Origin of the sequence: Pseudomonas sp. JY-Q (assembly GCF_001655295.1) — a bacterium.
Lineage (GTDB): Bacteria > Pseudomonadota > Gammaproteobacteria > Pseudomonadales > Pseudomonadaceae > Aquipseudomonas > Aquipseudomonas alloputida.
This window is the reverse complement of sequence record NZ_CP011525.1, coordinates 2,499,630-2,524,113: the sequence shown is the minus strand read 5'-3', so window position 1 is coordinate 2,524,113 and position 24,484 is coordinate 2,499,630. Positions and strand designations below refer to the sequence as shown.

General features: G+C 63.1%; 15 protein-coding genes. 8 read left to right on the top strand and 7 right to left on the bottom strand.

Annotated elements, in window-relative coordinates; translation table 11 throughout:
• Positions 1–8: 8 nt before the first annotated feature.
• Positions 9–578: a hypothetical protein gene (locus AA098_RS11505; RefSeq protein ID WP_003250813.1), complete on the top strand. Its 570-nt coding sequence runs from the start codon at positions 9–11 to the stop codon at positions 576–578.
• A gap of 276 nt (positions 579–854) precedes the next feature.
• On the opposite strand, the gene AA098_RS11500 is transcribed toward AA098_RS11505, so the two are convergent.
• The 3 genes from AA098_RS11500 to AA098_RS11490 form a co-directional block, all read right to left on the bottom strand.
• The gene (locus tag AA098_RS11500) at positions 855–2,534 is read right to left on the bottom strand and encodes an MFS transporter (RefSeq protein ID WP_014860841.1); all 1,680 of its coding nucleotides are present in this window, start codon (positions 2,532–2,534) and stop codon (positions 855–857) included.
• A gap of 261 nt (positions 2,535–2,795) precedes the next feature.
• Positions 2,796–3,215, bottom strand: coding sequence for a VOC family protein (locus AA098_RS11495; RefSeq protein WP_003250810.1), 420 nt, complete (start codon positions 3,213–3,215; stop codon positions 2,796–2,798).
• A 75-nt stretch (positions 3,216–3,290) separates the two neighbouring features.
• Positions 3,291–4,217, bottom strand: a complete 927-nt coding sequence (locus tag AA098_RS11490; protein WP_003250808.1) for an alpha/beta fold hydrolase — start codon at positions 4,215–4,217, stop codon at positions 3,291–3,293.
• Between the two features lie 182 nt (positions 4,218–4,399).
• On the opposite strand from AA098_RS11490, the gene AA098_RS11485 reads away from it, so the two are divergent.
• Positions 4,400–9,289: an NEL-type E3 ubiquitin ligase domain-containing protein gene (locus AA098_RS11485; protein ID WP_371914694.1), complete on the top strand. Its 4,890-nt coding sequence runs from the start codon at positions 4,400–4,402 to the stop codon at positions 9,287–9,289.
• A gap of 7 nt (positions 9,290–9,296) precedes the next feature.
• Here the strand turns inward: AA098_RS11485 and AA098_RS11480 are convergent, their stop codons facing one another.
• The gene (locus AA098_RS11480; RefSeq protein ID WP_064614229.1) at positions 9,297–11,801 is read right to left on the bottom strand and encodes a UvrD-helicase domain-containing protein; all 2,505 of its coding nucleotides are present in this window, start codon (positions 11,799–11,801) and stop codon (positions 9,297–9,299) included.
• Positions 11,802–11,986: 185 nt separating this feature from the next.
• On the opposite strand from AA098_RS11480, the gene AA098_RS11475 reads away from it, so the two are divergent.
• Together AA098_RS11475 and AA098_RS11470 are read left to right on the top strand one after the other, a co-directional pair.
• Positions 11,987–12,685 carry a pirin family protein gene (locus tag AA098_RS11475; RefSeq protein ID WP_003250802.1) on the top strand — a complete coding sequence of 233 codons (699 nt, stop codon included), beginning with the start codon at positions 11,987–11,989 and terminating at the stop codon, positions 12,683–12,685.
• 216 nt (positions 12,686–12,901) lie between these two features.
• A complete protein-coding gene (locus tag AA098_RS11470) occupies positions 12,902–15,673 on the top strand; it encodes an amino acid adenylation domain-containing protein (RefSeq protein WP_003250800.1) in 2,772 nt (923 codons plus the stop codon).
• A gap of 27 nt (positions 15,674–15,700) precedes the next feature.
• Here the strand turns inward: AA098_RS11470 and AA098_RS11465 are convergent, their stop codons facing one another.
• On the bottom strand, positions 15,701–16,186 hold the full coding sequence (locus AA098_RS11465; protein ID WP_004575408.1) for an isochorismatase family protein: 486 nt from the start codon (positions 16,184–16,186) through the stop codon (positions 15,701–15,703).
• Between the two features lie 199 nt (positions 16,187–16,385).
• On the opposite strand from AA098_RS11465, the gene AA098_RS11460 reads away from it, so the two are divergent.
• From AA098_RS11460 to AA098_RS11450, 3 genes are read left to right on the top strand one after another with little or no spacing between them, the layout of a single operon-like run.
• Complete coding sequence (locus AA098_RS11460; protein WP_004575407.1) at positions 16,386–17,249, top strand: sensor domain-containing diguanylate cyclase; 864 nt, start codon at positions 16,386–16,388, stop codon at positions 17,247–17,249.
• A 17-nt stretch (positions 17,250–17,266) separates the two neighbouring features.
• A complete protein-coding gene (gene chrA, locus AA098_RS11455) occupies positions 17,267–18,619 on the top strand; it encodes a chromate efflux transporter (RefSeq protein ID WP_003250794.1) in 1,353 nt (450 codons plus the stop codon).
• Between the two features lie 11 nt (positions 18,620–18,630).
• Entirely contained in the window at positions 18,631–19,299 is a 669-nt protein-coding gene (locus AA098_RS11450; RefSeq protein ID WP_004575406.1) for a bifunctional 2-polyprenyl-6-hydroxyphenol methylase/3-demethylubiquinol 3-O-methyltransferase UbiG, read from the top strand.
• Between the two features lie 68 nt (positions 19,300–19,367).
• Here AA098_RS11450 and quiC read toward each other — a convergent pair whose 3' ends face one another.
• Entirely contained in the window at positions 19,368–21,275 is a 1,908-nt protein-coding gene (gene quiC / locus AA098_RS11445) for a 3-dehydroshikimate dehydratase QuiC (RefSeq protein WP_004575405.1), read from the bottom strand.
• 289 nt (positions 21,276–21,564) lie between these two features.
• Here quiC and AA098_RS11440 point away from each other — a divergent pair, with 289 nt between their 5' ends.
• Positions 21,565–22,938 carry an MFS transporter gene (locus AA098_RS11440; protein ID WP_064614228.1) on the top strand — a complete coding sequence of 458 codons (1,374 nt, stop codon included), beginning with the start codon at positions 21,565–21,567 and terminating at the stop codon, positions 22,936–22,938.
• Positions 22,939–23,051: 113 nt separating this feature from the next.
• Here AA098_RS11440 and AA098_RS11435 read toward each other — a convergent pair whose 3' ends face one another.
• Entirely contained in the window at positions 23,052–24,464 is a 1,413-nt protein-coding gene (locus AA098_RS11435) for a DOPA decarboxylase (RefSeq protein WP_003250785.1), read from the bottom strand.
• Positions 24,465–24,484 lie beyond the last annotated feature (20 nt).

Below are 24,484 nucleotides of genomic sequence, written 5' to 3'. Positions count from 1 at the left end.
GAAAAAAGATGCGCCACGAATTCAGCGAAGTGCTCAACGACCTGGTCGACTATTTTCTGCTTGGCGATATCCAGTTGCTCGAACGCTTCAAGCAAGACCATCAACTGCCCGACGACCTGGCCGGTGCGTTCACCCACGGTGACAGCGGCGACCAGGCGGTGCGCGAAGGCATCGTGCTGCCGCTGGCCGGTGTCGACAACCTGCCCTACCGCATCCTGTTCACCCTCGATAACCACACCCCGGCCCTGCGCGAGGCCGGCAGCCGCCTGAAGCACCGGCGCAATGGCTATGTACTGCGGGTCGAGCACGGTGCGCTGATGCTGTACACCTGGCGCATCCTGCAGCACTTCACGCCCAAGACCCTGGGTGACCTGATGGCGCGTTACCAGGTGCCAGGGCGGCCGATCATCGAACTGGACAATGGCTGGTACGACGTGGAGGTGCTGGCGGGGGCACTGGTGCGCGACGGGTTGTACGAGCCGGCATTCGAGTTCGTGCTGAAGAAGCGCTGGAGCCGGGGTGAGGCGACAGCTGTGGATACCGGGTATGCATTCGGGCTTCGTGGCTACTTCGACTGATTGATCGCCTGTGCCGGCCTCTTCGCGGGCAAGCCCGCTCCTACACAGCATTCGAGGCCTGTGCCGGCCTCTTCGCGGGTGAACCCGCTCCTACACAGCATTCGAGGCCTGTGTCGGCCTCTTCGCGGGTGAACCCGCTCCTACACAGCATTCGAGGCCTGTGTCGGCCTCTTCGCGGGTGAACCCGCTCCTACACAGCGTTCGAGGCCTGTGCTGATCATTTCGCGGGTGAACCCGCTCCTGCAGCGAAGGGGCCAGCACAGGCAAACTCGACCTTCAGGTGTGAGTGATATCCCGATCCTTGGTCTCCGGCAGGAAGAAGATCCCCAATACCGCCGTCATCACGGCAATCACGATCGGGTACCACAAGCCGTAATAGATATCCCCGGTCGCTGCCACCATGGCAAACGCCACGGTCGGCAGGAAGCCGCCGAACCAGCCATTCCCGATGTGGTAAGGCAGCGACATCGAGGTGTAGCGGATGCGCGCCGGGAACAGCTCCACCAGCCAAGCGGCAATCGGCCCGTAGACCATGGTCACGTAGATCACCAGAATGGTCAGCAGCAACAGCACCATCGGGTAGTGGATCTTCGCTGGGTCGGCCTTTTCCGGGTAGCCCGCCTCTTTCAATGCACCACTCAGGGTTGCGGTAAACGCTTCGCTTTGCACCTTAAAGTCGGCCGCCGCCAGGCTGCTGCCATCAAAGCTCGGCAATACCCGTTCGCCAATGCGGATCTGTGCCACGCTGCCGGGCTCCGCCGCTTCATTGGTATAGGGGATGGCGCGCTTGGCCAGCAGGCTCTTGGCAATGTCGCAGGAGCTGGTGAATTTGGCCTTGCCCACCGGGTCGAACTGGAACGCACATTGGCCCGGGTCGGCCACCACCACCACCGGGTTCTGCTCCTGGGCAACGAATACATCCGGGTTGCCGTACTCGGTCAGCGCCTTGAAGATCGGGAAATAGGTCAGTGCGGCGATGATGCAGCCGGCCATGATGATTTTCTTGCGGCCAATCCGGTCGGACAGGCTGCCAAAGAAAATGAAGAATGGTGTGCCGATCAACAGTGAACCGGCAATCAGCAGGTTGGCGGTCTGCGGCTCGATCTTGAGCGTCTGCAACAGGAAGAACAACGCGTAGAACTGCCCGGTGTACCACACCACGGCCTGGCCGGCGGTGCCGCCGAGCAGCGACATGATCACCACCTTGAGGTTGTCCCAGCGGGCGAACGATTCGGTCAGGGGCGCCTTGGATGCCTTGCCCTCGGCCTTCATCTTCATGAATACCGGCGACTCGTTCAACTGCAGACGGATGTACACCGAAATCGCCAGCAGCAGAATCGACAGCAGGAACGGTATCCGCCAGCCCCAGGCCTCGAACGCTTCCGTCCCCATGGCCGTGCGACAGGCCATGATCACCAGCAGCGACAGGAACAGCCCCAGGGTGGCAGTCGTCTGGATCCAGGCGGTGAAAAAGCCGCGTCGGCCCTTGGGCGCATGCTCGGCCACGTAGGTGGCCGCGCCGCCGTACTCACCGCCCAGCGCCAGCCCCTGCAGCAAGCGCAGGGTGATCAGGATGATCGGCGCGGCCACGCCAATCGTGGCGTAGCCCGGTAGCAGCCCCACCACTGCGGTGGACAAGCCCATGATGACAATGGTGATGAGAAAGGTGTACTTGCGCCCGATCATGTCGCCCAGGCGACCGAACACGATGGCGCCGAACGGTCGGACGGCAAAGCCGGCGGCAAAGGCCAGCAAGGCGAAGATGAACGAGGTGGTTTCATTGACGCCAGCGAAGAAGTGCCTGGCGATAATCGCGGCGAGTGAGCCGTACAGGTAGAAGTCGTACCATTCGAACACCGTGCCCAGGGACGAGGCGAAGATGACCTTGCGCTCCTCCCTGGTGATGCCGCGTTGGGGCGCGCTGCTGCCCGTGGATGCGCTGTCGAGAACCGCCATGGGTTGCCTCCGTCATGTTGTCATGCAGGCCGGAGCACCTCACAACCACTTCACCGTCGCACCCAGGCCCTTGAGCTTGCTTTGTTTGCGCGAAGCACGACGAGGCGGGCCGCCTCGGATCGCAGCAAGGTAAATGAAGCATAATCGGGATTGCCTGGATATCCACCCGCCAGGCCCTGCACAAGAAGGCGGCCTGGACTACACGGCAGCACCGGGTGATGGGCGATATCGGGTTGGCTGACGATTTTGGCGGGGGCGGTTTCACCCGCCAGGCACTACCGGCCCCTTCAACTCGACCTGATTACCATCCGGGTCGTAGCAGTAAAGCGAAAGCCCCTCGCCTTCGGCACCATAACGCTTCTCTGCAGGCTCCACCTTTACCCCGGCGGCTTCCAGATAGGCCGTCAACGCGGCCTCGTCAAACGGCTCGATGCGCAGGCAGAAATGGTGCAGGTTGCGCCCTTCCACGCCCGGTGCAGCTCCGCCTGGCTGCCCCAGCGGGCCATCCAGGGTTACCAGGTCGATCATCGCCGTGCCCGTGGCCAGGTGCACCATGCCCAAGTCTTCGCGCACGCGGCTGACGGTGCAGCCGAGCAGTTCGGTGTAAAAGGCAACACTGCGCGGCAGGTCGCTGACCCGCAACACAAGGTGGTCGATGTGCTTGATGGTGAAAGGCCGCATGCCGGGCTCCCTGTGGCGTGTTTGCGAATACGTTCGCCACCATAGCCCAGGTTCACGCGGCGTGACCAGAATCAGCTACTCGTTCACCAAGCGTTGCAGAACGCCCCCTTCATGGCGCGTCAGGATACGCAGCAACTGGTCGACCAGCGCCCGGTCCGGCGCATCCAGGTGGAAGTGGTGCCCGCCTGGGTGCCAGGAGACTTTCGCCTGGCTGGGCAAGGCGGCCTGACGCCGGGTAAAGGCCTCGCCGGTGAAGGCCCCCTGGCGGCCGAACAGCAGGTACAACGGGCAGCGGATCTGACTGAGCAGGTCGCAGGCTTCGCGCTCGGTCAGGGGCATGGGTTCGGGTAATACCAGCCGCGGGTCGTGGCGCCAGCAATAGCCATCGTCCAGCTGTAGCAGGTCGCGCAGCGCCAGCAGCCGAGCGGCACCTTCCGACAGTTCGGTGTCCAGCCGCTCGCGGCGTTGCGCCAGGGCGGTGTCCAGGTCGTCGAAGCGACCAACATCCGGCTCGGCAAAACCCGGCAACTGGCTACGCTGTACCATGCGCTTGAGCCGGTAAGCCCGCGCCAGGTGCTGCACGCGGTCATCCTCGGCCACCGTGAACGGTGCCCCCATGCCGTCGAGGAAGGTCATGCTGGCAATGCCACTGGTCATGGCCGCCAGCAGCGACGCTATACCGGTGCCCATCCCATGGGCCAGCACATGAAATTGCGCCAGGCCCAGGCTGTCGGTCACCGCCAGCATGTCTTCGGCATGCTCCCACAGGTAATAGCCGCTGTCGTGGCGACGATGCCCAGAACGGCCATGGCCGATCAGGTCGGGGGCCACCACGAAGCAGCCGTCCAGCATCGGTGCCAGGCGCTCGAACGAGGCAGCGTTATCCAGCCAGCCATGCAAGGCCAATATGGGAATACCGTCTTCTGCCCCCCAGGTGCGAACCGCTATTTCAACGCCATCGAGGTCTAGCAGGTGGTCTTTCGGACTGCACAGCGAACGCATTGCGATTCTCCTTGGCTGAAGCCTGCACCATGGCCTGCCTCACCCTCTCGCAGATGCTCCCTCGCTGCCAGCCCCCCACCGACCCGCGCATACGCAGGACCGACTGCTGCCAACAACTATCTACCGCACCCCGGCGCCTTGATCAGCGTGGACTGTCTCCCCCCACAAAAGAGATGGTGACCATGACAACCCCGACACCGTTACATCAAAGCCAGATAACCCGATCGTTACCGAAATGGAGCAAGGCGCTCCAACCCACGCATACGCGCAAAGTGGTGCAGAGCCTGTACAAGGAGTACCTCGATGAAGATGGCACCCCTTACTCGTGGTATGCCACTGCCGATGAGCCAATGCGTGAGCAGTTGCACAGCGCGTTGCAAACCCGTAACAAACGGCTGGCGCAGGTCAAGCAGGCGCTGGGCGAGTTCAAGGACATCATCGCGTTCTGCGGCCCTCTGTTGACCGAGCGGTTGAAGCTGAATGTACCCGTAGACAGGGCGCAGTATGTGTTCCAGCCCTTTGAGTCAGAGGCCAACATCTGGGTTGGCGTTCCCGATGTGGAAACGCCTTTGGTCCCGGACGTGGAAGCGGACGTGCTGGCCACCCGCCCCGTAGGCCAGCCGCAAACACGCAGTTTGCTGGAGGCTGCCCTGCACAACTTCGAGGGGCTGGACGAAGTCGGTCCCTACAGCAGGCTCACCGACGCCGCTGGCAGCGACACGCCCCTGGCAGGCCTGACGATGGCGGACTTCGTGAGACATTGTCGGGCACTGGACCTTGGCAAACGCTATCAAGACCATTTGCTTGCAACCCATGAAGGCGCCAATCGCGCTGAAATCCAGCGCCTGTCGATTGCAGCGAACCGTGAGGCCTTGAGGGTCCAGGCATTGATCGCCAAGCTCAAAGGCCTGCTGAGCCAGGCCGGGCTCGATGCGCTTGGGCAACTGTGCGACGGCAAGCCTCACCCCACCTATGAAAACGAGGCGTTGCATTGCTGGCACTTCAACCTGTTCGATACCCCCGTCCACGAAATACTGTTCATCGGGCCAGACAACCCTTACCGCAAGAACCCCTGCATTGTGTATGTCCCTGGCGACAGCGAGCACCCGGTAAGGGAGTTCGCTTCTCGTCAGGAAGCGGGCAAGCACCTGCGCAGCCGGCTATTGCAAAGCGAGTTTCGCCGCGCTTTGGTGCATTTCGCCTACAAGGACAGGCAAAAAGAACTCGCCGTAAAGCTGGAAATCGCGCTGTTCGAAGAGGATGAAGCGGGCATACGCAAACCCCGCATCATGCCAGTGATCCCTTTCACGCTCTCGCCCATCAGGACCGACCCTTGGACGTCCTTGTACAACGCACACCTTGCGCGCATGAAGGCCGACGCAAAAACCATTGCTGTGCCTACCGCCGAAGTCGACGCCAACGCCCGCAATGAGCGTCTGAAGTACTGGTTCGACCTGGGGATGAACGTGCTGAATGTCGCCGCGTTCTTCGTGCCGGGTTTGAACACGGTCATGCTAGGTGTTTTTGCTTACGACCTGATGAGCTCTGTTTTCACCGGGTTCGAGGCCTGGGAAGAAGGTGATACCCGGCAGGCACTGGCGCAGTTGGAATCGCTGGCCATCAACGCGGGCGTGATTGCCGGCTTTGCAGTGGGCACCAGGATCGTCCAGGCGTCTGGCTTTGTCGATGCACTGAAACGTGTATGGCATGAAGACAAGGAGGTGCTCTGGCACCCCGACATGAAACCCTATGCGAGCACGGCGGCTATTCCTGAGGGGGCTCAACCCGATTTGCTCGGCCATGTACACGTCGATGGGAAGACCTACCTGAAGCTGGATGGAACCCTGTACGAGGTGTTTCAGGGCACTGATCAGCAATGGCGCGTGCGCCACCCCGATGACGCGCAGGCCTATGCCCCACGCTTGCTGCATCAGGGTAACGCCCGCTGGCAACTGGCCCATGAGCAGCCTCTGGAATGGGACCGCGCACAGCTCGCGCGCCGCCTCGGCAGCCATAGTGCAGGCCTGGACGACAGCGAACTGGACCATGCCATGCGCAGTACCGGTACCGATCCAGACGTGCTGCGCCGCACCCAGGCAACGGGCCTGCGTCCACCCGCTTTGTTGATCGACACGCTGCAGCGGTTGCAACTGGACAATCAGACACAACAGATCATCAACTGCGTACGCCATGGGCTGCCGCTGGCTGCGTACAAGAACTTTGCCTTGCCCGAGTTGCTGCGCCTGCCGGGGTGGCCCGAGGGGAACGTACTCAAGGTTTACCAAGGGCCAGAACCCTGGGGCGAATCTGTGCGCTACGGCCCCCCTCACACGCTGGGCCAGACAGAAATCGAAATTACCCGTACCGACCTGGACAATGGCCAATTGAGCCAGACCGTGCTGGATCAGATGGATGAAGAAGCCATTGGGCATTTGCTCGGTGACACACCAACCGAGCACCGATCGTCCGCACTGAACAACAAGCTCGCGCAACACCTGGAACAGCACCGCGAAGCGCTGTTCGAGAGCCTGCAACAAAGACACCGCCCCGCACGCCCAGCAACCGCACAAACCCTCGCCCGGCAGTTTCCTGGGCTGCCGGACAGCGCGCTTGAAGCATTGCTTGGCAACATCAGCAACGCCGAACGGGAACGCCTGACCAACGGCCGGGTGCCGCTTCGCATTGCCGAAGAAGCACGCCTTCTGCAAGCTCGAGCGCGGCTTGACCGCGCCCTCCTCGGCCTGTTCAGGCCTAGCCTGGCCAACGACGACAGTCTACGCATCAAACAGGCGCTGCAAGCCGCGCACCCGCAGGCTGACCCGGCCCGGTTGCTGCAACTTGCCCTTGACGATCGCCAGCACTGCGCCTCACTGATCGGCCAGCAACCCATCAACCCCAGGTTCCGCTCCCCTTTGCGGTTGGCCAACGGCCAGCTGGGCTATCCCCTGAGCGGCCGTGGCCTGCAAGGACGAGCCTTGCCGGCTGCACGTCGACTCCGGGCGCTCTACCCCGAACTCAGCAGCGAGCAAATCAGTGGTCTACAAGCCGAACTGGCTCGAGGAGGCGACCTGGGTAGCGCGATCAACCAACTGGAGGTCGAGCAGCGTACCCTCAACCGGGATCTCAACCGCTGGGTAAGCACCGCCCGCACCCTTGAAGAGCGCTTTGATCGCCAGCAATGCACCGAGCGACTGATGAGTGCTTCGCGCCGTGAAGGCGGCGCGCAACGCGCAGTGCTGGTACTGAGCCATATGCAACTGGAAGCGCTGCCAGCGTTCACTGCCCGTATGCCGCATATACGGCACCTCGTCCTTGAGGGGTTGCAGATGCAACGCCTGGAGGGCGGCTTCCTGGCAAACTTCCCTGACCTGAGCACCCTGGAAATTGTCGGTAACCCGGAGATGGACGCTGAAGCATTGTTCGAGGCGCTCAAGTCTGCCCCACGGCTACGCGAGCTGGGCCTGACAGGCAATGGCTTGACTACCCTTTCAGCCACTGCCCAGCAGGCCATTGGGGCGATGCCTGGCCTGCGGGTACTCGGCCTCAGCCGTAACCGGCTGCGGCTCGATAATGCCAGCCTCGCCTTCCTGACGCGTTTGCCCCTGGATGGACTTGGCCTGGGCAGCAACCAGATCACACTGGATGAGAGCCTGGCCGCCCAGTTTCAGGACATGATCCATCCCAAGGTACTGCACATGTCGGGCAACCCACTGCGGCTGGCGCCAGACCTGCGCTTCATGGCCCGCCTCAGCCACCTGGACCTTGACCGCTGCGAACTGCAGCAGTGGCCCGACAGCCTGACCGTCCTGATGAGCCAGCCCCAGTACCAACTGCGCTACCTGAACCTGTCGTCCAACCGCATTCGTACCCTGCCAGACTTGCCTGGTGTGCTGCGTACCCCGTTTGCCCGCGATGTCGCCGCGCACTTGCCGGAGCGCCGCTGGCTGTTCAACTACAACACCCTGGAAGCCCAGACACGAGCACGCCTGGGCAGCAGCGGCGTCAACGTATTCGAGCACGCAGAAGACGTGCCACTGTGGCAAGGCATTTTCCGTGGCGAGGCGAGCAGTGCCGAGGAGCAACTGTGGAGCGACCTGTTTGACCAAGGTGAAAACGTATCGCTGCTGGGCGTACTCGAACGTCTTGCCCAATCGGCAGAAGCGCAGCGTGATGGCGAGGCCCTGAGGGCACGCGTCTGGAAGCTGTTGGATGACGCGGCCCGCGACACCGCGCTGCGTGAACGCCTCGCCACCGTGGCCGGCGACTTCCCGCCAACCTGTGGCGACGCAGGTGCCGACGCGTTCAGTGCCTTGGAGATAGAAGTACTGGCCCACGAAGCGGCAGCCGTCGCCGGTAGTCGACCCGCTGATCTACTGAGCCTGTATGGCAAGTTGTACCGACGCAGTCAGGTCAATCAACTGGCCGATCGCATCAGCTGGAGAAGGTCCTTGCGCAAACAGGCGCTGCTCGACGGGGCCTTCGATGAAAACCTCCCCCCCTACGATGAGCTGGACGACCCCTCAGCCTTTCCAGACAGCGAACTTCAAACGGGGCTGGTGGACGATGTCGAGGTACGTTTGGCCTTGCGCCAGTCGCTGGCCAGCGCGCTGGACTACCCTGAGCCGAGCCGAGGCATGCTGTACCGCAATACGGCCAGAATCAACGACACAATCATCGAAATGGTGAAAGCTGCGGTCCGTTCCCTGGACAGGGATGCCATCGCTCGGGAGCAATGGTTGACCCAGCAGCCGGGCTGGGTCGAGTACTTGAAACGAGAGCATGCGGCACAGTTCAGCCTGATCACCGACTTCTGGCGGCCAGGCCTTGACTACCTCTATTACTGCCTGGATGAAACCGCCGACCCGGTGACATCCCTGGACAGCTCTGTGCGACGAGCCTTGGCCAGGGTCATGCCTGAAAGCCCGGTGGATGCTGAGGGCAGGCTGCGGCGCGTCGTGCTCAACGAGCAGCAGTATCGCCAGGGCGTGGACGCGCTGACTGCCGAGCAGCAGCAGGTTGAAACCGGTCTGCTGATCAGCCTCACCCGCCAGACGCAAACAATCGGCCGCTGAACCCCACTCACTGCCCGCGCAGGTCTTCGAAGAAGGCCTGCTTGCCGTCCACCTGGCTGGACGCCCGTGGGGCCGCTGCGGCGTCACCACTGACGGCCTCCACGTGCCAATAGCAGTGCTGCACTGCACGGGTCACCGCCACGTAGGCCAAGCGCTGCACTTCTTCCTTCTGTGCCGAGTCGAACGGTTGAGCATCACCTGCCCTGCCCAGCCCGGCCTGACGGTATACCTGGTTCTTGTAGGGTGAGCTGGTCAGGTACTGGCAGTCACCCAGCATGAACACCGCATCGGCCTGTAAACCCTTGGCACTGTGGTAGGTCAGCTGGCGCAGCCGGCGCTGCTCGGCCGGAAGCGCCGCGTCGGCGTGCAGCACGCTTTGCAGGTGCTCGTTCATCAACGCTCGGTCACTGCCCTTGCGGTACAGCATCATGACCGTCTCACCCCGCTGGTAATGCTCGACAAGCGTTTCGCCCAACGCAGCCTCGTCACGGTCGAACACCTTGACCGGCGAGCCGGGCAACTCAGCCGCCGGGCCACTGGCGCGGGCTTTCTTGCCGGCAATCGCCGGGGTGCCCTTGACCAGGTGCTCGGCCGCATCGATCACCTGTTGCTGGCATCGGTAGTTGTCGACCAGCATCACCCGCGTGTTGGCCGGCGACGGGAACGCCTTGGTGAACTCCATGAAATACTTGGGCGAGCTACCACGCCAGCCGTAGATCGATTGCCAGTCGTCCCCCACGCACAGCAACGACGAATGCTGGGCATGGCGCCCGGTGTGCATGGCCGGGCCGCGGCGCCGTATTTCGGCGAGGCTGGCACGCAACCAACTGACGATCTGTGGCGACACGTCCTGGAACTCGTCGATCATCAGGTGCGCCAGCGGCCGCAGCAACGGATCGGGCAGCAAGTGCAGGTTTTCTGGGTTGTTCTCGCCAAACAAGGCGAACATGCGGTTGTAGCTCATCACCGGCGGCGACTGGTCCAGCAGGTGCGCTTCCAGGGCTTTCCAGTACAGCGCCAAGGCCTCGAAGAACAGTGCATCGCTATCGCCGGACGGAAAGCTCATCGCCGCCACCGCTTTGTTCACCTCCAACCCAAGGTTTTCGATGAAATTGGCCGCACTGACGAACGCATCCAGCAGCGGCGCCGGGGCCAGTTCGCCCTTGACCTTGTACTCGAAGCCAGGCCCGGCCACGGCATCGCCCGCCAACGATGCCGCCAGGCGCCTGGCCATGGCGTAGTTGTCGAGCCAGATCAGCGGCCTGTCGCAGAACGCCTGCAACAGTGTGCGCTTGACCGCCCACTCGGCACGCACGGTCAGCTTGGCGCCGGGGCGCTGGTACTGCACGCTTTGTGCGGGGTCGAAGCCCAGCACCACCAAAGGCCCCTGGCCTTCCAGGCGGCCATGCACATGGAAGCGGCTGCCACGGATGTCGACCGTTTCGCGGCAGGGCTCGATGCCCTTGATCGGCCAGACGCCAGCGGCGAACCACAGGTCCTCGATCACGTCGCACAGTTCTTCGTCGCGCTGGGCGGCCAATTGGGTCACCTGTGCGCGCTTCTGCACATCGGGGTTGTTCGGGTCCAGCGGTTTCAGTTGCAAGGCTTCGCTGCGCAACTGGCCGACCAGCTCGGCAAAACGCGGGCTCTCGCCCAGCAAGCTGCTGTAGCACTGGTTCAGCTGCTGGCGCTGGGCATCGTTCAGGCGCAGGTCGAACGGGTTGCTGTCGGCCTCGGCCTCACGCCCGGCAGGCATCTCGTGGCCCAGTGTTTCAAATGCACGCACCTGGCCGAAGCCAGGCAGGCTGCGCACCAGCGGCAGGATGCGCGAATGGAACGTGCGCACCAGCTCGCGGGCCTGCGCAGGCTGCAGGTTGATCTGCCACAGGGCGAACACCTGCAGCAGGCGCTTGATGAAGTCCTTGCGCGACTCGCGGGTGAAGGTGACCACGGTCATCGCATCCAGCTCGTAACCCAGGTAATGACGCAGCAGCAGGATACGCAGCACCAGCGACGTGGACTTGCCTGCCCCGGCGCCTGCCACCACGCAGGTAGACGGGGTGTCACTGAAGATCAGCTTCCATTGCGCGGCGCTGGGCTGGGCTTCGGCGGGCAGGCGCTGGGCGACATCGGCCTTGAAGCGCTTCTTCAACTCGGCCGTCAACGGCAGGCGCCAGTCGTCGAACAAGTTGTCATCCTGGCCTGGCACGGCGGCGCTGTCGGGGCGCGTATCGCGGATCACCAGCACCTGGCGCCCCGCTTCATAGCCCTCCACCCGACCACGCTCGAACCCTTCACGCACGCCATCGGCATGGCCAGTGCGCTGGCCTGTGGCGTGGCCGAGGAACCACGAGTCGCGGTGCTGGGCTTGCAGGCGGGTCAGGCCACGCCCCAGCAAGCGGGCGGCCAGGCGGCGAAACCAGGGCAACTGGGCAGGAGGGGTAAGGTCGGCGGGGGCCAAGGGTTGCTCGTGGGCCACGGTCACTCCGTTGAAAAACAAAACAGCAGGCATGTTCGCCGCATCGACGAAAAATCGCCAGCGAATGCTTGCAGATCAGTGGATTAGGCGATGAAGCGAATAAAACATCGCAGAAAAAACATCTATAAAACAGATTGTTTTAAGCCGATATTTACGCTTATTTTCGATGTTTCTTTAGCGCATCATGGCGTCATTCCACTGATTCAAGGAGCACGACCATGCTGCAACTGCGACCCTTCGAAAGCCTCGGCCACGCCAACCATGGCTGGCTCGATGCCCACCACCATTTCTCGTTTGCCGAGTACTACGACCCGGCACGCATGCACTGGGGTAACCTGCGGGTTTGGAACGACGACCTGATCGCGGCCGGCAGCGGCTTCCCACCGCACCCGCACCGCGACATGGAAATCATCACGTATGTGCGTGAAGGCGCGATCAGCCACCAGGACAGCCTGGGCAACAAGGGCCGTACCGAAGCCGGTGATGTTCAGGTAATGAGCGCCGGTACCGGCATTGTGCACAGCGAGTACAACCTGGAAGACATCGATACACGAATTTTCCAGATCTGGATCGTGCCGGAGCGCACCGGTGAAGCACCGCAGTGGGGTAGCCGGCCGTTCCCCAAAGGCGAGCGCGGCGAAGGCTTCGTGACCTTGGCCAGCGGCCGCGCGGGTGACGAGGACAGCCTGCAGATCCGTACCGATGCCCGTCTGGTGGCTGCCACCCTGCGGGCGGGTGAAACCGCCGAGTACCGCTTCGATGCCGCACGCCGGGGTTACCTGGTGCCGGCCAAGGGGCTGGTGGAAGTCAACGGGTTGCGGGCCAAGGCGCGCGATGGCGTGGCGATCGAGCAGGAAGCGGTGCTGCGGGTGACCGCCATCGAGGACAGCGAGATCGTGCTTGTGGATGTGGCCTGAAAACCAGGCCTGTGACAATCCATGTCGCAGCGCAAGGCGGCTCCCATGGAACAACCGCTAATCCGTCGGGTTAGCAGGGTTTTATGGGGGCACGCTTGCAGCCCTGGACCTGCCCGGCTATCGCAAGGCAGCCTTCAAATATTGGCGCCATCAGCCAGCCTGCACTAGCGTTGTGCTACCAGCCAGCCCAACGTTCCTGCGGAGTACTCGATCATCATGCCGGACCTGCGCCCGAACCCGACGCTGTGCCTGGAGTACCGTGCCGAACAGCCCATTCACCACGCTTTCATCCAGCAGGCCAGCCGCTGCCCGGCGGCCATTGCCATCATTGGCCAGCACACAACCTGCAACTACTCCCAACTGGAGCAGATCAGCGCGGGCATTGCCGCGTTTCTGGTTAAAAACGCCACCAGCGGCACCGATCGTGTGGTCATCGTCACCCGCCGCAGCGCCGCCCTGGTATACGCCATGCTCGGCTGCCTGCGTGCCGGCCTGGCCTTCACCGTGGCTGACGCCGCTTACCCTGCCGCGCGTATCGAGCAAATCGTCAACACCCTGAAGCCTGCGGTGATACTGCGCTGTGCCGAGGCAACCGTCGACGTCGGCCAGCCCATGGTCGTCACGGTGCCTGAAGCCCCCGCGGAGGCGCTGCAGGCCTTCCCTCGCCAACCTGTCGCGCTGCCCGCTGTCAGCCCTGAGCAGCCGGCCTACATCACCTTCACCTCGGGCAGCACCGGTGAACCCAAGGGCATCGTTACCCACCACGCACCGCTGGTGCACTTCATCGACTGGCATGTGCGCCAGCATGGCTTTACCCAGGCCGACACCTTCTCGCTGCTTTCTGGCCTGGGCCACGACCCGGTATACCGCGACGTGTTCACGCCACTGTCGCTTGGCGCGACCATTGCCTGCCCGGCGCAGTCGACCCTGACCGACCCCTCACGGCTGGCCAGCTGGCTTCAGCAGCACGGTGTGAGCGTGATCCACCTCACCCCGCCGCTGGGCAAGCTGATCGAAACTGGCGCACACCTGAACGGCCAGGTTCTCGACCACCTGCGCTACCTGTTCTGGGGTGGCGATGCACTCAGCCCGACGCAGTACCAGCAGGTCCGCGCCATCGCACCGAATGCCGTCAATGTGAACTTCTACGGCACCACCGAAACCCCACAGGCCATGGCTTTCCATACCCTCGACCCGGAAATGGACAATGCCCGGGTGCCCTTGGGCAAAGGCATTGCCGATGCACAATTGCTGGTGATAAACCCGGCCAACCAGCTGGTCAGCGAGGGCGAGACAGGCGAAATCCTGATCCGCAGCCCCTACCTGTCGCGGGGATACTGGGGCGACCCGGGGCTGACCGAAGCCAAATTCATCGCCAACCCGTTCACCGCTGACGCGGCTGACCGCTGTTACCGCACGGGCGACCTGGGCACCTACCTGGCCGATGGCAGCGCCAGTTTTCTGGGGCGTGCTGACAGCCAGGTGAAAATCCGTGGGCATCGCATCGAGCTGGCGGAAATCGAGAACACCATCAGCCGGCACCCACACATAGGGCAATGCGTGGTCCTGGCCAACCACGAGGGTGCATCGACCCGGCTGGTGGCCTATTGCGTCGCACAGCAGGCCACCCGAGCTGACGAACTGCGCCAGGCCCTCGCCGGCCAGTTGCCTGACTACATGGTACCGGCGCTGTTCGTGTTCCTTGATGCCCTGCCGCTCACCCCAAACGGCAAGGTCGACAAACGCGCGCTGCCTGCTGCATTTGACGACAGTATCAGCCCACCGTTGTCACCCTTGGCCGAAAAGCTGAGTACAGCCTGGGCACGCATCCTCCAGGTGCCGCGCCTGGACGCCAGGTTGAGCTTTGTCGAGCTGGGCGGCGACTCGCTGTCGTTCGTACAGGCTTCGCGCGTGCTCGAAGCACTCATCGGCCACCTGCCTGAACGTTGGGAAACCCTGCCGGTGTGCCAACTGGCCGAGCTGAGTGCGCCCCCCAAAGGCACGTGGCGGGTAATGGAGATGCCGGTGTTCATCCGCATGCTCGCCATCATCCTGATTGTGGTCGGCCACCTGGGCGAGTTCGACCACTGGCTGATCGTCGGCGAAACCTCGGTGCTGTTTCTGGTCTCCGGCATCGCCCTGGCGCGCTTTCAGCTCAAGGCCATCGAAGCGCGTGGCGATGCACGCACGCTGCTCAGGTCACTGGCAGCCATCGTGGTGCCAACACTGTTGTATACCGCATTGATCCAGCTGGTATTCGACCGGCTGCATTGGCAATCGCTGCTGCTGGTTTCCAACTGGTTCCCCGCCAGCGAGGTCAGCCTGTTCAACTATTGGTACATCGAAGTGTTGGTGCAGATGATCGTGATCATTGGCCTGGTGCTGTCGATCAAGCGCGTGCGCCAGGTGCTGGTTGCCGATCCGTTTCGCTGGCTGATCATCGCTGCCTGTGCACTGGTAGCGCTGGATGTGTTCCTCAACCAGTTCGTATTCGACGCCAGTGCCCTGCTCAACCGGGTACCCCAGCACTTCCTGGCGGTGATGGTGCTGGGCATGGCCGTGCACCATGCCGACACGACCTCACGCAAATGGGTGGCCAGTGCGGTGGCCGTGCTGGTGGTGGGTGAGCTGGACCTGATGGCGGTTGCCGGTGTTGGCTGGCAAGCGTTCACACGCTATGTCGACATCGCCCTCCCAGCGATACTGGCGCTTGTCTGGTTCCGCTCGGTGCCAGTACCCGCCCTGGTTGCACGGGCAGGTGCGGTGATCGCTTCGTCAACCTTGTATATCTACCTGACGCATTTCCAGTTCGAGTCGGTGGCGGACCATGTTTTCAGGCACCCGCTGTTCGAGGTGGCCCTGGCAATCGCTGGAGGGGTGCTGGTGAGCTATTGCTGGAACACCCTGTTACGTCTGCTGTTTACCCGCAGGCGCAAGCAGCACCAGGCGCGTGGAGCCGATCCAGCTGAGCGTGCCACCTCTGCCTGAACGAAGATGTCCCCGCCGGCGCATGCACTACGCGCGTCCGGCCAGTTCAGCCAGCACCTCGACCGAGGTGGTGACCTGGCGGAAGTGGTGCTTCCACAGGTCGGTCCCCAGCTTGCCCGAGCGGTCCAGCGATGACCCTATTGTCATGTCTGTCACCAGCGTGGGCATCAGCCCTGCATCGAACAGGGCAAAGCCGGCGGCCAGCACGCAGGTTTCGGTCTGCAACCCACACACCAGCACCCGCTCGACACCCAGTTGCCGGATGTAGTCGATAGCTTCGGCACTTTGTCCATAGCCATGCTTGACGAACACCTGGTCGGCCTCGACCAGGCTCTCGTCCTCGGCCGCCGGGTGCCAACCGAGCTGGCGCTCGAACGGCGTGACCTGTTCATCGTGCAACTCGACCGAGGCTATGGTGGGAATGTTCGCTGACAACCGCCGCAAACCATCGACCAGCCACTCGGGCGGGCTGAAGGTGGACTGAACATCGACGATGAGCAAAACCTGGCGCATACCTTACTCCGGCCATCATGCAAAATGGCGCGGAGTATAACGCGTGGCGCCGGGGCTTGATCACCAATCGATACATCCCACCAACATGCCGGCTCAAGCTCGCCGAATACCTTGGCGCGCCCTGGCCCTGCAGGCTGCCGTAGCTGCGACGTATTCCTTCAGGCTATGATCGGTCACCCTGCCGCGGACACCCTGAGCCATGCCCGTAGACCTGCAAGCGTTGTACCCCAGGCTGATCCATCTGATGCTGGACACGGTATTCGTGGTCGACAGGGACAACCAGATCGTGTTCGTCAGTGATGCCTGCAAGACACTGCTGGGCTACCAGGCCTGCGAGCTGATCGGCACGTCCATCACCCAGTACATGCACCCTGACGACCTCGCGGCCACGCGCGCCTCGATCATGCGGGTGATGAACGGCCAGCCGCACTACGACTTTTGCAACCGTTACCTTCGCAAGGACGGCAGCGTGGTGCACATTTTGTGGGCGGCCTGCTGGTCCGAGGAGGCCCAAGCGCGTATCGGCGTGGCGCGGGACGTTACCGCCCAGCGCAAGGCCGAAGACGAACTGCGCTTCCTCGCCCATCATGACCCTCTGACCCGGCTGGCCAACCGCGCCATGTTCAATGAACGGCTGGACACTGCCCTGGCCGCGGCCCGGCGTCACAACCGCAGGCTGGCCTTGCTGTTCCTCGATATCAATGACTTCAAGCAGATCAACGACAACCACGGCCACAGCGTGGGTGACCGGGTCCTGTGCACACTGGCCCGCCGCCTGGAAAGCTGCGTAGGGGCGGCTGGCACGGTAGCGCGGATGGGCGGTGACGAATTCACCGTGCTATTGCCCGATTGCCCGTCGCCGGAGGCCATTGCCACGCACGTACAGCACATTCTCGCGGTCATGGCCGAACCGCTCGACGCCGAGTTTGCTGGCATCGATGCACCGTCCTGCAGTATTGGCGTGGCCCGCTTTCCCGAAGACGGCAACGATGCCGACATGTTACTGCGCCATGCTGACGGGCACATGTACCGAATCAAGCGCCAACGCGCTGCGACTGGCTGAAAGCAAGGGCACACCGCATGGCTGAACACCTGCAAGCAACTGCCGGGCAAACACCCGCCTCTGTCGGCCTGGGCCAGGCATTGCTGTTCTGGCTGAAGCTGGGTTTCGTCAGTTTCGGCGGCCCGGCCGGGCAGATTGCGATCATGCATCAGGAGCTGGTGGAGCGGCGCCGCTGGATCAGTGAACGGCGTTTCCTGCATGCCCTCAACTACTGCATGTTGCTGCCCGGGCCCGAGGCCCAGCAACTGGCCACCTACATCGGCTGGCTGATGCACCGCACCTGGGGCGGGGTGATGGCCGGCGCTCTGTTCGTGCTCCCGTCGCTGTTCATCCTGATCGGCCTGTCGTGGGTGTACCTGACCTGGAGCGAAGTACCGGTGGTCGCCGGGATTTTCGAAGGGATCAAGCCGGCCGTGACCGCCATCGTCGTGCATGCCGCCCACCGCATTGGCACGCGGGCGCTGAAGAACGGCTGGTTATGGGCCATTGCCGCGGCCTCGTTCGTGGCCATTTTCGCGCTTGACGTCCCCTTCCCGCTGATCGTGCTGGCGGCCGCACTGCTGGGTTATGTCGGTGGCCGGCTGCTGCCGGCACAGTTCGCGCCCGGTGGTGGCCACAGCGCAGCCAGGGCCCGCCAGCGCCCGGCGTTGATCGACGACGATACCCCGATACCCGCGCACGCCCGCTTCAGCTGGGGCCGTCTGGTGACCTTGCTGCTGGCAGTTGCAGCGCTTTGGCTTCTGCCCATGGGCCTGCTGATGGCGGCCTTTGGCTGGCACGGCACACTGACGCAAATGGGCTGGTTCTTCACCAAGGCGGCGCTGCTGACTTTCGGCGGTGCCTATGCGGTGCTGCCCTATGTCTATCAAGGGGCTGTCGGCCACTATGGCTGGCTGTCGCCCACGCAGATGATCGATGGCCTGGCGCTGGGCGAGACCACGCCCGGGCCGCTGATCATGGTGGTGGCCTTTGTCGGTTTCGTCGGCGGCTACCTGCAGCCGATGTTCGGCGCCCACCAGGCGTTCCTCGCGGGCGCAGTGGCAGCGAGCCTGGTGACCTGGTTCACCTTCCTGCCCTCGTTCCTGTTCATCCTCGCCGGAGGCCCGCTGGTGGAGTCGACCCACAACGAACTGAAGTTCACCGCCCCACTGACCGGGATCACTGCGGCGGTGGTGGGGGTAATCCTCAACCTTGCGCTGTTCTTCGGCTACCACGTGCTGTGGCCGGCCGGGTTCGATGGCGCGTTCCACTGGTCCTCGGCGGTGATAGCGCTCGCGGCGGCTGTGGCGCTGTTCCGCTACAAGCGCGGGGTGATACACGTGCTGATCGGCTGCGCCGTTGCCGGGCTCGCCCTTCACCTTTTCCGCTGATGGAGCCGATCATGCGCAACCCTGAAGACGCCTTGCTCGACAGTTGGCACCAGAACGCCCAGGCCTGGATCGACGCCGTACGCCATGGCGCCATCGAAAGCCGTCGCCAGGTCACTGACCAGGCCATCCTGCTGGCCATCCTCGGCCGCCAGCCCGAACGGGTGCTCGACCTGGGCTGCGGTGAGGGCTGGCTGCTGCGCGCGCTGGCCGGCCGGGGTATCGAGGCCGTGGGCGTCGACGGCGACAGTACCCTGGTGGATGCAGCGCAGGCTGCGGGCGCGGGTGAGGTGCACCTGGCCAGCTATGCGCAGCTGGCTGAGGCGAAGGTGCATGTTGGCAAGGACTATGACGTGATCTGCGCCAACTTCGCGCTGTTGCATCAGGACATCATTGAACTGTTGTCGGCCATGCGTACTTTGCTGGTGCCAGGCGGTGCACTGGTGATCCAGACCCTGCACCCGTGGAGCGTGGCCGGCGGGGCTTATCAGGATGGCTGGCGAGAGGAGTCTTTTGCCGGGTTTGCCGGGGATTGGCAACCGATGCCTTGGTATTTCCGCACCCTGGCCAGCTGGCTGAATGCGCTGGACATGGCGGGGTTGCGACTGGTCAGTCTGCAGGAACCGCAGCACCCGCAGAGCGCGGTGCCGCAGTCGTTGTTGATGGTGGCTGAGCGTCACTGAATCGGGCCGTAACGATCCTGTGGAAGCAGGGTTCACCCCGCTCCCACAAGACAGGCCGGTGCAGGCGACTACAGCACCGGCTTGCGCGCCGCGCCGCTTCGGGCCTTGGCCATGGCTGCCAGGCGAACCGCAACGTTGGCAGCGCCGTAACCGGCGTACCCCGCCTTGCGCTGGATGATCTCGAAGAAGAAACGCTCCTCGAACGGCTCGGTATAGACGTGGAACAGCTCGCCACCTTGAGCGTCACGGTCGTACAGCACGTTGTAGTACGCCAGTTCGCTGAGGAACTCGTCGTCGAAATCGAAACGCGCCGCCAGGTCGTCGTAGTAGTTCAGCGGGATTTCCAGCAGCGGTACCCCTGCCAGCTTGGCCCGCGCCACTTCGCGGAAGATGTCGTCACAATCGAAAGCGATGTGATGCACGCCCGAACCACGGTAGCTTGACAGCGCATGGGCGATGGCGGTGTTGCGGTTTTCCGAGATGTTCAGCGGCAGGCGCAAGGTGCCGCACTGGCTGCGCAGGGCGCGGCTCTTGACCAGGCCATACGGGTCGGGCAGCACCACTTCGTCGTCGGCGGCGAAGTCGAACAAGCTCTTGTAGAACAGCACCCAGCTGTCCAGCGACTCGGCCGGCAAGGCCAGGGCCATGTGGTCGATGCGGCGCAAGCCGCCGGTCGCGGCTGCGTTGTTGTCCAGGCTGAAGTCGGTGTCGTACAGGGTGTGGCCGGCAGTGCCCTGCTCTACCAGGTACAGCAAGCTGCCATCGGGCGCACGCACCGCCGGCACTTCGCATTCGTTGGGGCCGACCAGGCCGCGGAACGGCTGGCCACGGAAGGCGGTGGCCCGCTTCAGGGCCGCTTGCTGGTCCTTGACCCGCAGCGCAGTGGCGCACAGCGACGGGCCATGGGCCTCGAAGAAGTTGTGGCCAAAGGAATACGGTTCGGCGTTCAGCACAATGTTGATATCACCCTGGCGCAGCAGTTGCACTTCTTTGCTGCGGTGCTTGCCGGCTTCGGCAAAGCCCAGGCGCTTCAGCCAGTTGCCCAGGCGCGCGCCGACGGCTTCGTCGACCGCGAACTCCAGGAACTCCACGCCGTCATAAGCGCTGGCCGGCGGCGGGGAGAACAGCACGCCAGGTTCGATCGGCGTGTTTTCCTGCTCCAGGCGCAAGCGGGTCTGCTCTTCGAGGTACAGCAGCGAACGCAAGCCGTCAGCGGCATTCTGCCGGGTCGGTGCGGCGCGGAAGCCGTCGTTGAAGATTTCCAGCGACAGCGGGCCACGGTAACCCGTGGCGAGGATCGGCGCGAGGAAACCGGCCATGTCCATTTCGCCCTGCCCCGGGAAGCAGCGAAAGTGGCGGCTCCACTCCAGCACATCCATGGCCAGAATCGGCGCATCGGCCATTTGCACGAAGAAAATCTTGTCGCCGGGGATGTCGCGGATCGCGCTGGGGTCACCTTTGAGCGACAAGGTGTGGAAGCTGTCGAGGATCACCCCGAGTGCCGGGTGGTCGGCCTGGCGCACCAGGTTCCACACTTGCTGGTAAGTGTTGACGTGGCGGCCCCAGGCCAGCGCTTCGTAACCAATGCGCAGGCCACGCTTGCCAGCATGTTCGCCCAGCAGGCGCAGGTCGTCGACCAACAGTTGCTCGTCACCCAGGGCATCGGCCTGGACGTTGCTGCACACCAGCACCAGGTCGGTACCCAGCTCCTGCATCAGGTCGAACTTGCGTTCGGCGCGGTCGAGGTTTTTCTGCAGGCGGTCACGGCGGCAGCCTTCAAAGTCGCGGAAAGGCTGGAACAAGGTGATGGCAATGCCCAGGTCGGCGCACATCTGGCGCACCTGGCGCGGGCTGCCAGCGTAATAGAGCAGATCGTTCTCGAAGATCTCGACGCCGTCAAAACCGGCGGCGGCGATGGCTTCGAGCTTTTCCGGCAGAGTGCCGCTCAAGGACACGGTAGCGATCGAACGCTGCATGGCGGGAGTTCCTTGTTGTTGGAAGAATACGGTGCCATTCGGGCAAACAACCCCTGTCACAGTTTATGGCACGATCGATTATTCGCAGGTAAAGTCGTCGCTTCAATCTCTTTGTACGGAATGGTTAGTTTTGCGTTCGATTATCGCACAAAACCCGTTTTAGCGAATTGCTAGACCGCGGGCCCGTGGTCAACATGGACCACAGACGCAGGCACACCGACCGTTGCCTCCTGCCTTGGCATAACCTCTGGCGGAACCTGCGCAAACAACAATAACAACGGAGACAACGATGGCTCACTCCAGCTCGCAAGCAAAGAAAGCGACCGCCAGTGGATGGATAGGCTCGGCACTCGAGTACTACGACTTCTTCATCTACGCCCAGGCCGCTGCGCTGATTTTCCCGCAGATTTTCTTCCCTAACACCGACCCGAAAATGGCCATCATTGCCTCGTTGGCCACCTATGGCGTGGGCTACCTGGCACGCCCGATCGGCGCCTTCGTACTGGGCCACTGGGGTGACACCCGCGGTCGCAAGAACGTATTGCTGCTGTGCATGTTCCTGATGGGCCTGTCGACCATGGCTGTCGGCCTGCTACCCACCTACCACGACATCGGCTACCTCGCACCGGCCTTGCTGGTGGTGTTGCGCCTGATCCAGGGCTTTGCCGTGGCCGGGGAAATTTCCGGTGCCAGCTCGATGATCATGGAGCACGCGCCGTTTGGCCGAAGAGGCTACTACGCCAGTTTCACCCTGCAAGGTGTGCAAGCGGGCCAGGTACTGGCGGCGGCGGTATTCCTGCCACTGGCGTACTTCATGCCCAGCGAAGCCTTTACCGAATGGGGCTGGCGCATTCCGTTCCTGATGAGCGCCATCGTGCTGGTTGCCGGCTTCATCATCCGTAAGGAAGTGCACGAAACCCCGGCGTTCGTTCAAGAAGAGAAACAGGACAAGGTTGTCAAGTCGCCCATCAGCGAAGCCTTCCGCCACAGCTGGAAGCACATGGTGCTGGTGATGTTCATGGCACTGATGAACGTGATCCCGGTGGTGGCCACCATCTTCGGCGCGGCCTACGCGGTGCAGCCGGCGTATGGCATCGGCTTCGACAAGAGCGTGTACCTGTGGATTCCGGTGGTCGGCAACATCGTCGCGGTGCTGGTGATCCCGTTCGTGGGCAACCTGTCTGACAAGATCGGCCGTCGCCCGACCATGATCGCTGGCTGCCTGGGCTCTGGCCTGCTGGCCTTCGTCTACCTGTATGCGATCAGCATCCAGAACGTGCCGATGGCGTTCGCCGCCTCGATCGTCATGTGGGGCATGGTCTACCAGGGTTACAACGCGGTGTTCCCAAGCTTCTACCCAGAGCTGTTCCACACCCGCTACCGCGTTACGGCCATGGCCATCGCGCAGAACATCGGCACCATGCTGACCGCCATGCTGCCCGCGCTGTTCGCAATGGTTGCCCCACCTGGCTCGGACAACATTCCGCTGGTAGTCGGTGGGCTGGCCTTCTTCATCACCGGCGTGTGCGCCCTGGCGGCCTACATTGCCCCGGAAACCCACCGCCTGGCGATGGACGACCTGGGCAACCCAGACGCCAAGCCGATGGAAAAGGCTGCCTATGAAGCCAGCCGTAAAGGTAGCTTTCAGGCGGTGAGCCACTGATAGATTGCAGGGGCTGCCTTGCAGCCCCTTCGCGGGCAAGCCCGCTCACACAGGTACCGTACAGGCTTCAGCCCTGATGCGATCCTTTGAGAGCGGGCTTGCCCGCGAAGGCTTCAGCCCTTGATCACGTCCTGCAGACGTGCCCACAGCCGCTGCACATCCCCCCGCTCGGTCGGCAGCGCACCAATCGAAACCCGCACCATCCACCGCCCGTCCAGTGTAGCCGGCGTCACATAAGCATCGCCGGATGCATTCAACCGCTCGGCCCAACCCTTGGTATGCGCATCCAGCGCCTCCCCTTCAAGCCCCGCCGGTCGATGGCGAATGCACAAGGTCTGCAGCTGTACTGGCGCCAGCACTTCCCACTCCGCCGCCGCCTCGACCTGCCCCGCCAGCCACTGGGCATTATCCAGGTCACGCCGCAGCCGCGCCTGCAATGCATCGACACCCTCGCTGCGCAACATGAACCACAGCTTCAACGCACGGAACCGACGGCCCAGCGGAATGCCCCAGTCGCGCAGGTTCTTCACCTCGCCATCCACCGCCGACTGCAGGTAGCTGGGATTGGTGCTCATCACCCGGATCAGGTGCTGCGGATCGCGCACGTAGTAGATCGAGCAATCGAAGGCCACACCCAGCCATTTGTGCGCGTTGACCACCACCGAATCGGCCAGCTCGATGCCGTCCCACATCCAGCGGCACTCGGGCAGGATCATCGCCGAGCCGGCCATGGCCGAATCAACGTGCAACCACAGCCCATTGGCCTGGGCGATTTCGCCCACCGCGCGCAGCGGGTCGAGGGCAGTGGTCGTCGTGGTGCCGGTGGTGGCAACCACGGCGCAGGGCTGGTTGCCGGCAGCCAGGTCCTGTTCGATCGCCGCCTGCAGTGCTTCTGGGCGAAGGGCGTAGCGGTCGTCGGTGGGGATCAGGCGGATATTGTCGCGGCCAAAACCTGCCAGCAGTGCAGCCTTGTCCACCGAGCTGTGGGCGTGGGCGCTGACATACACGATCAAAGGCTTGGGCTCGGCCTGCAGGCCACCACGTACCAAGGCGTAGTCAGTGGCGCGTTCACGGGCACTGATCAGCGCCACCAGGGTGCTGGTCGAGGCAGTGTCCTGGATCACCCCACTCCACTGGCCAGACAGGCCAAGCAACTGGCGCAGCCAGTCGAGGGTGGTTTCTTCCAGTTCGCTCAGGGCCGGGCTGGATTGCCAGGACAGGCCCAGCACGCCCAGACCGGTACTGAGGAAGTCCCCCAGCACCGAGGACAGGGTGCCATTGGAAGGGAAATAGCCATAGAAATCCGGGTGCTGCCAATGGGACAGGCCGGGCATGACCAGGTTATTGACGTCGTCGAGAATGGCCGCGAAAGGTTCGCCTTGTTGAGGGGCAGTTGCGGGCAAGGCGGCCTTGAGATAGCCAGGTTCGACCTGGGCCATGACCGGGCGTTCGCCCACGGTCTGGCGGTAGTCGGCAATCAGGTCGATCAGTTGGTGGCCGTACTGGCGGAATTGTTCGGGGGTCACGCTAGCTCTCCTGGAGTTAT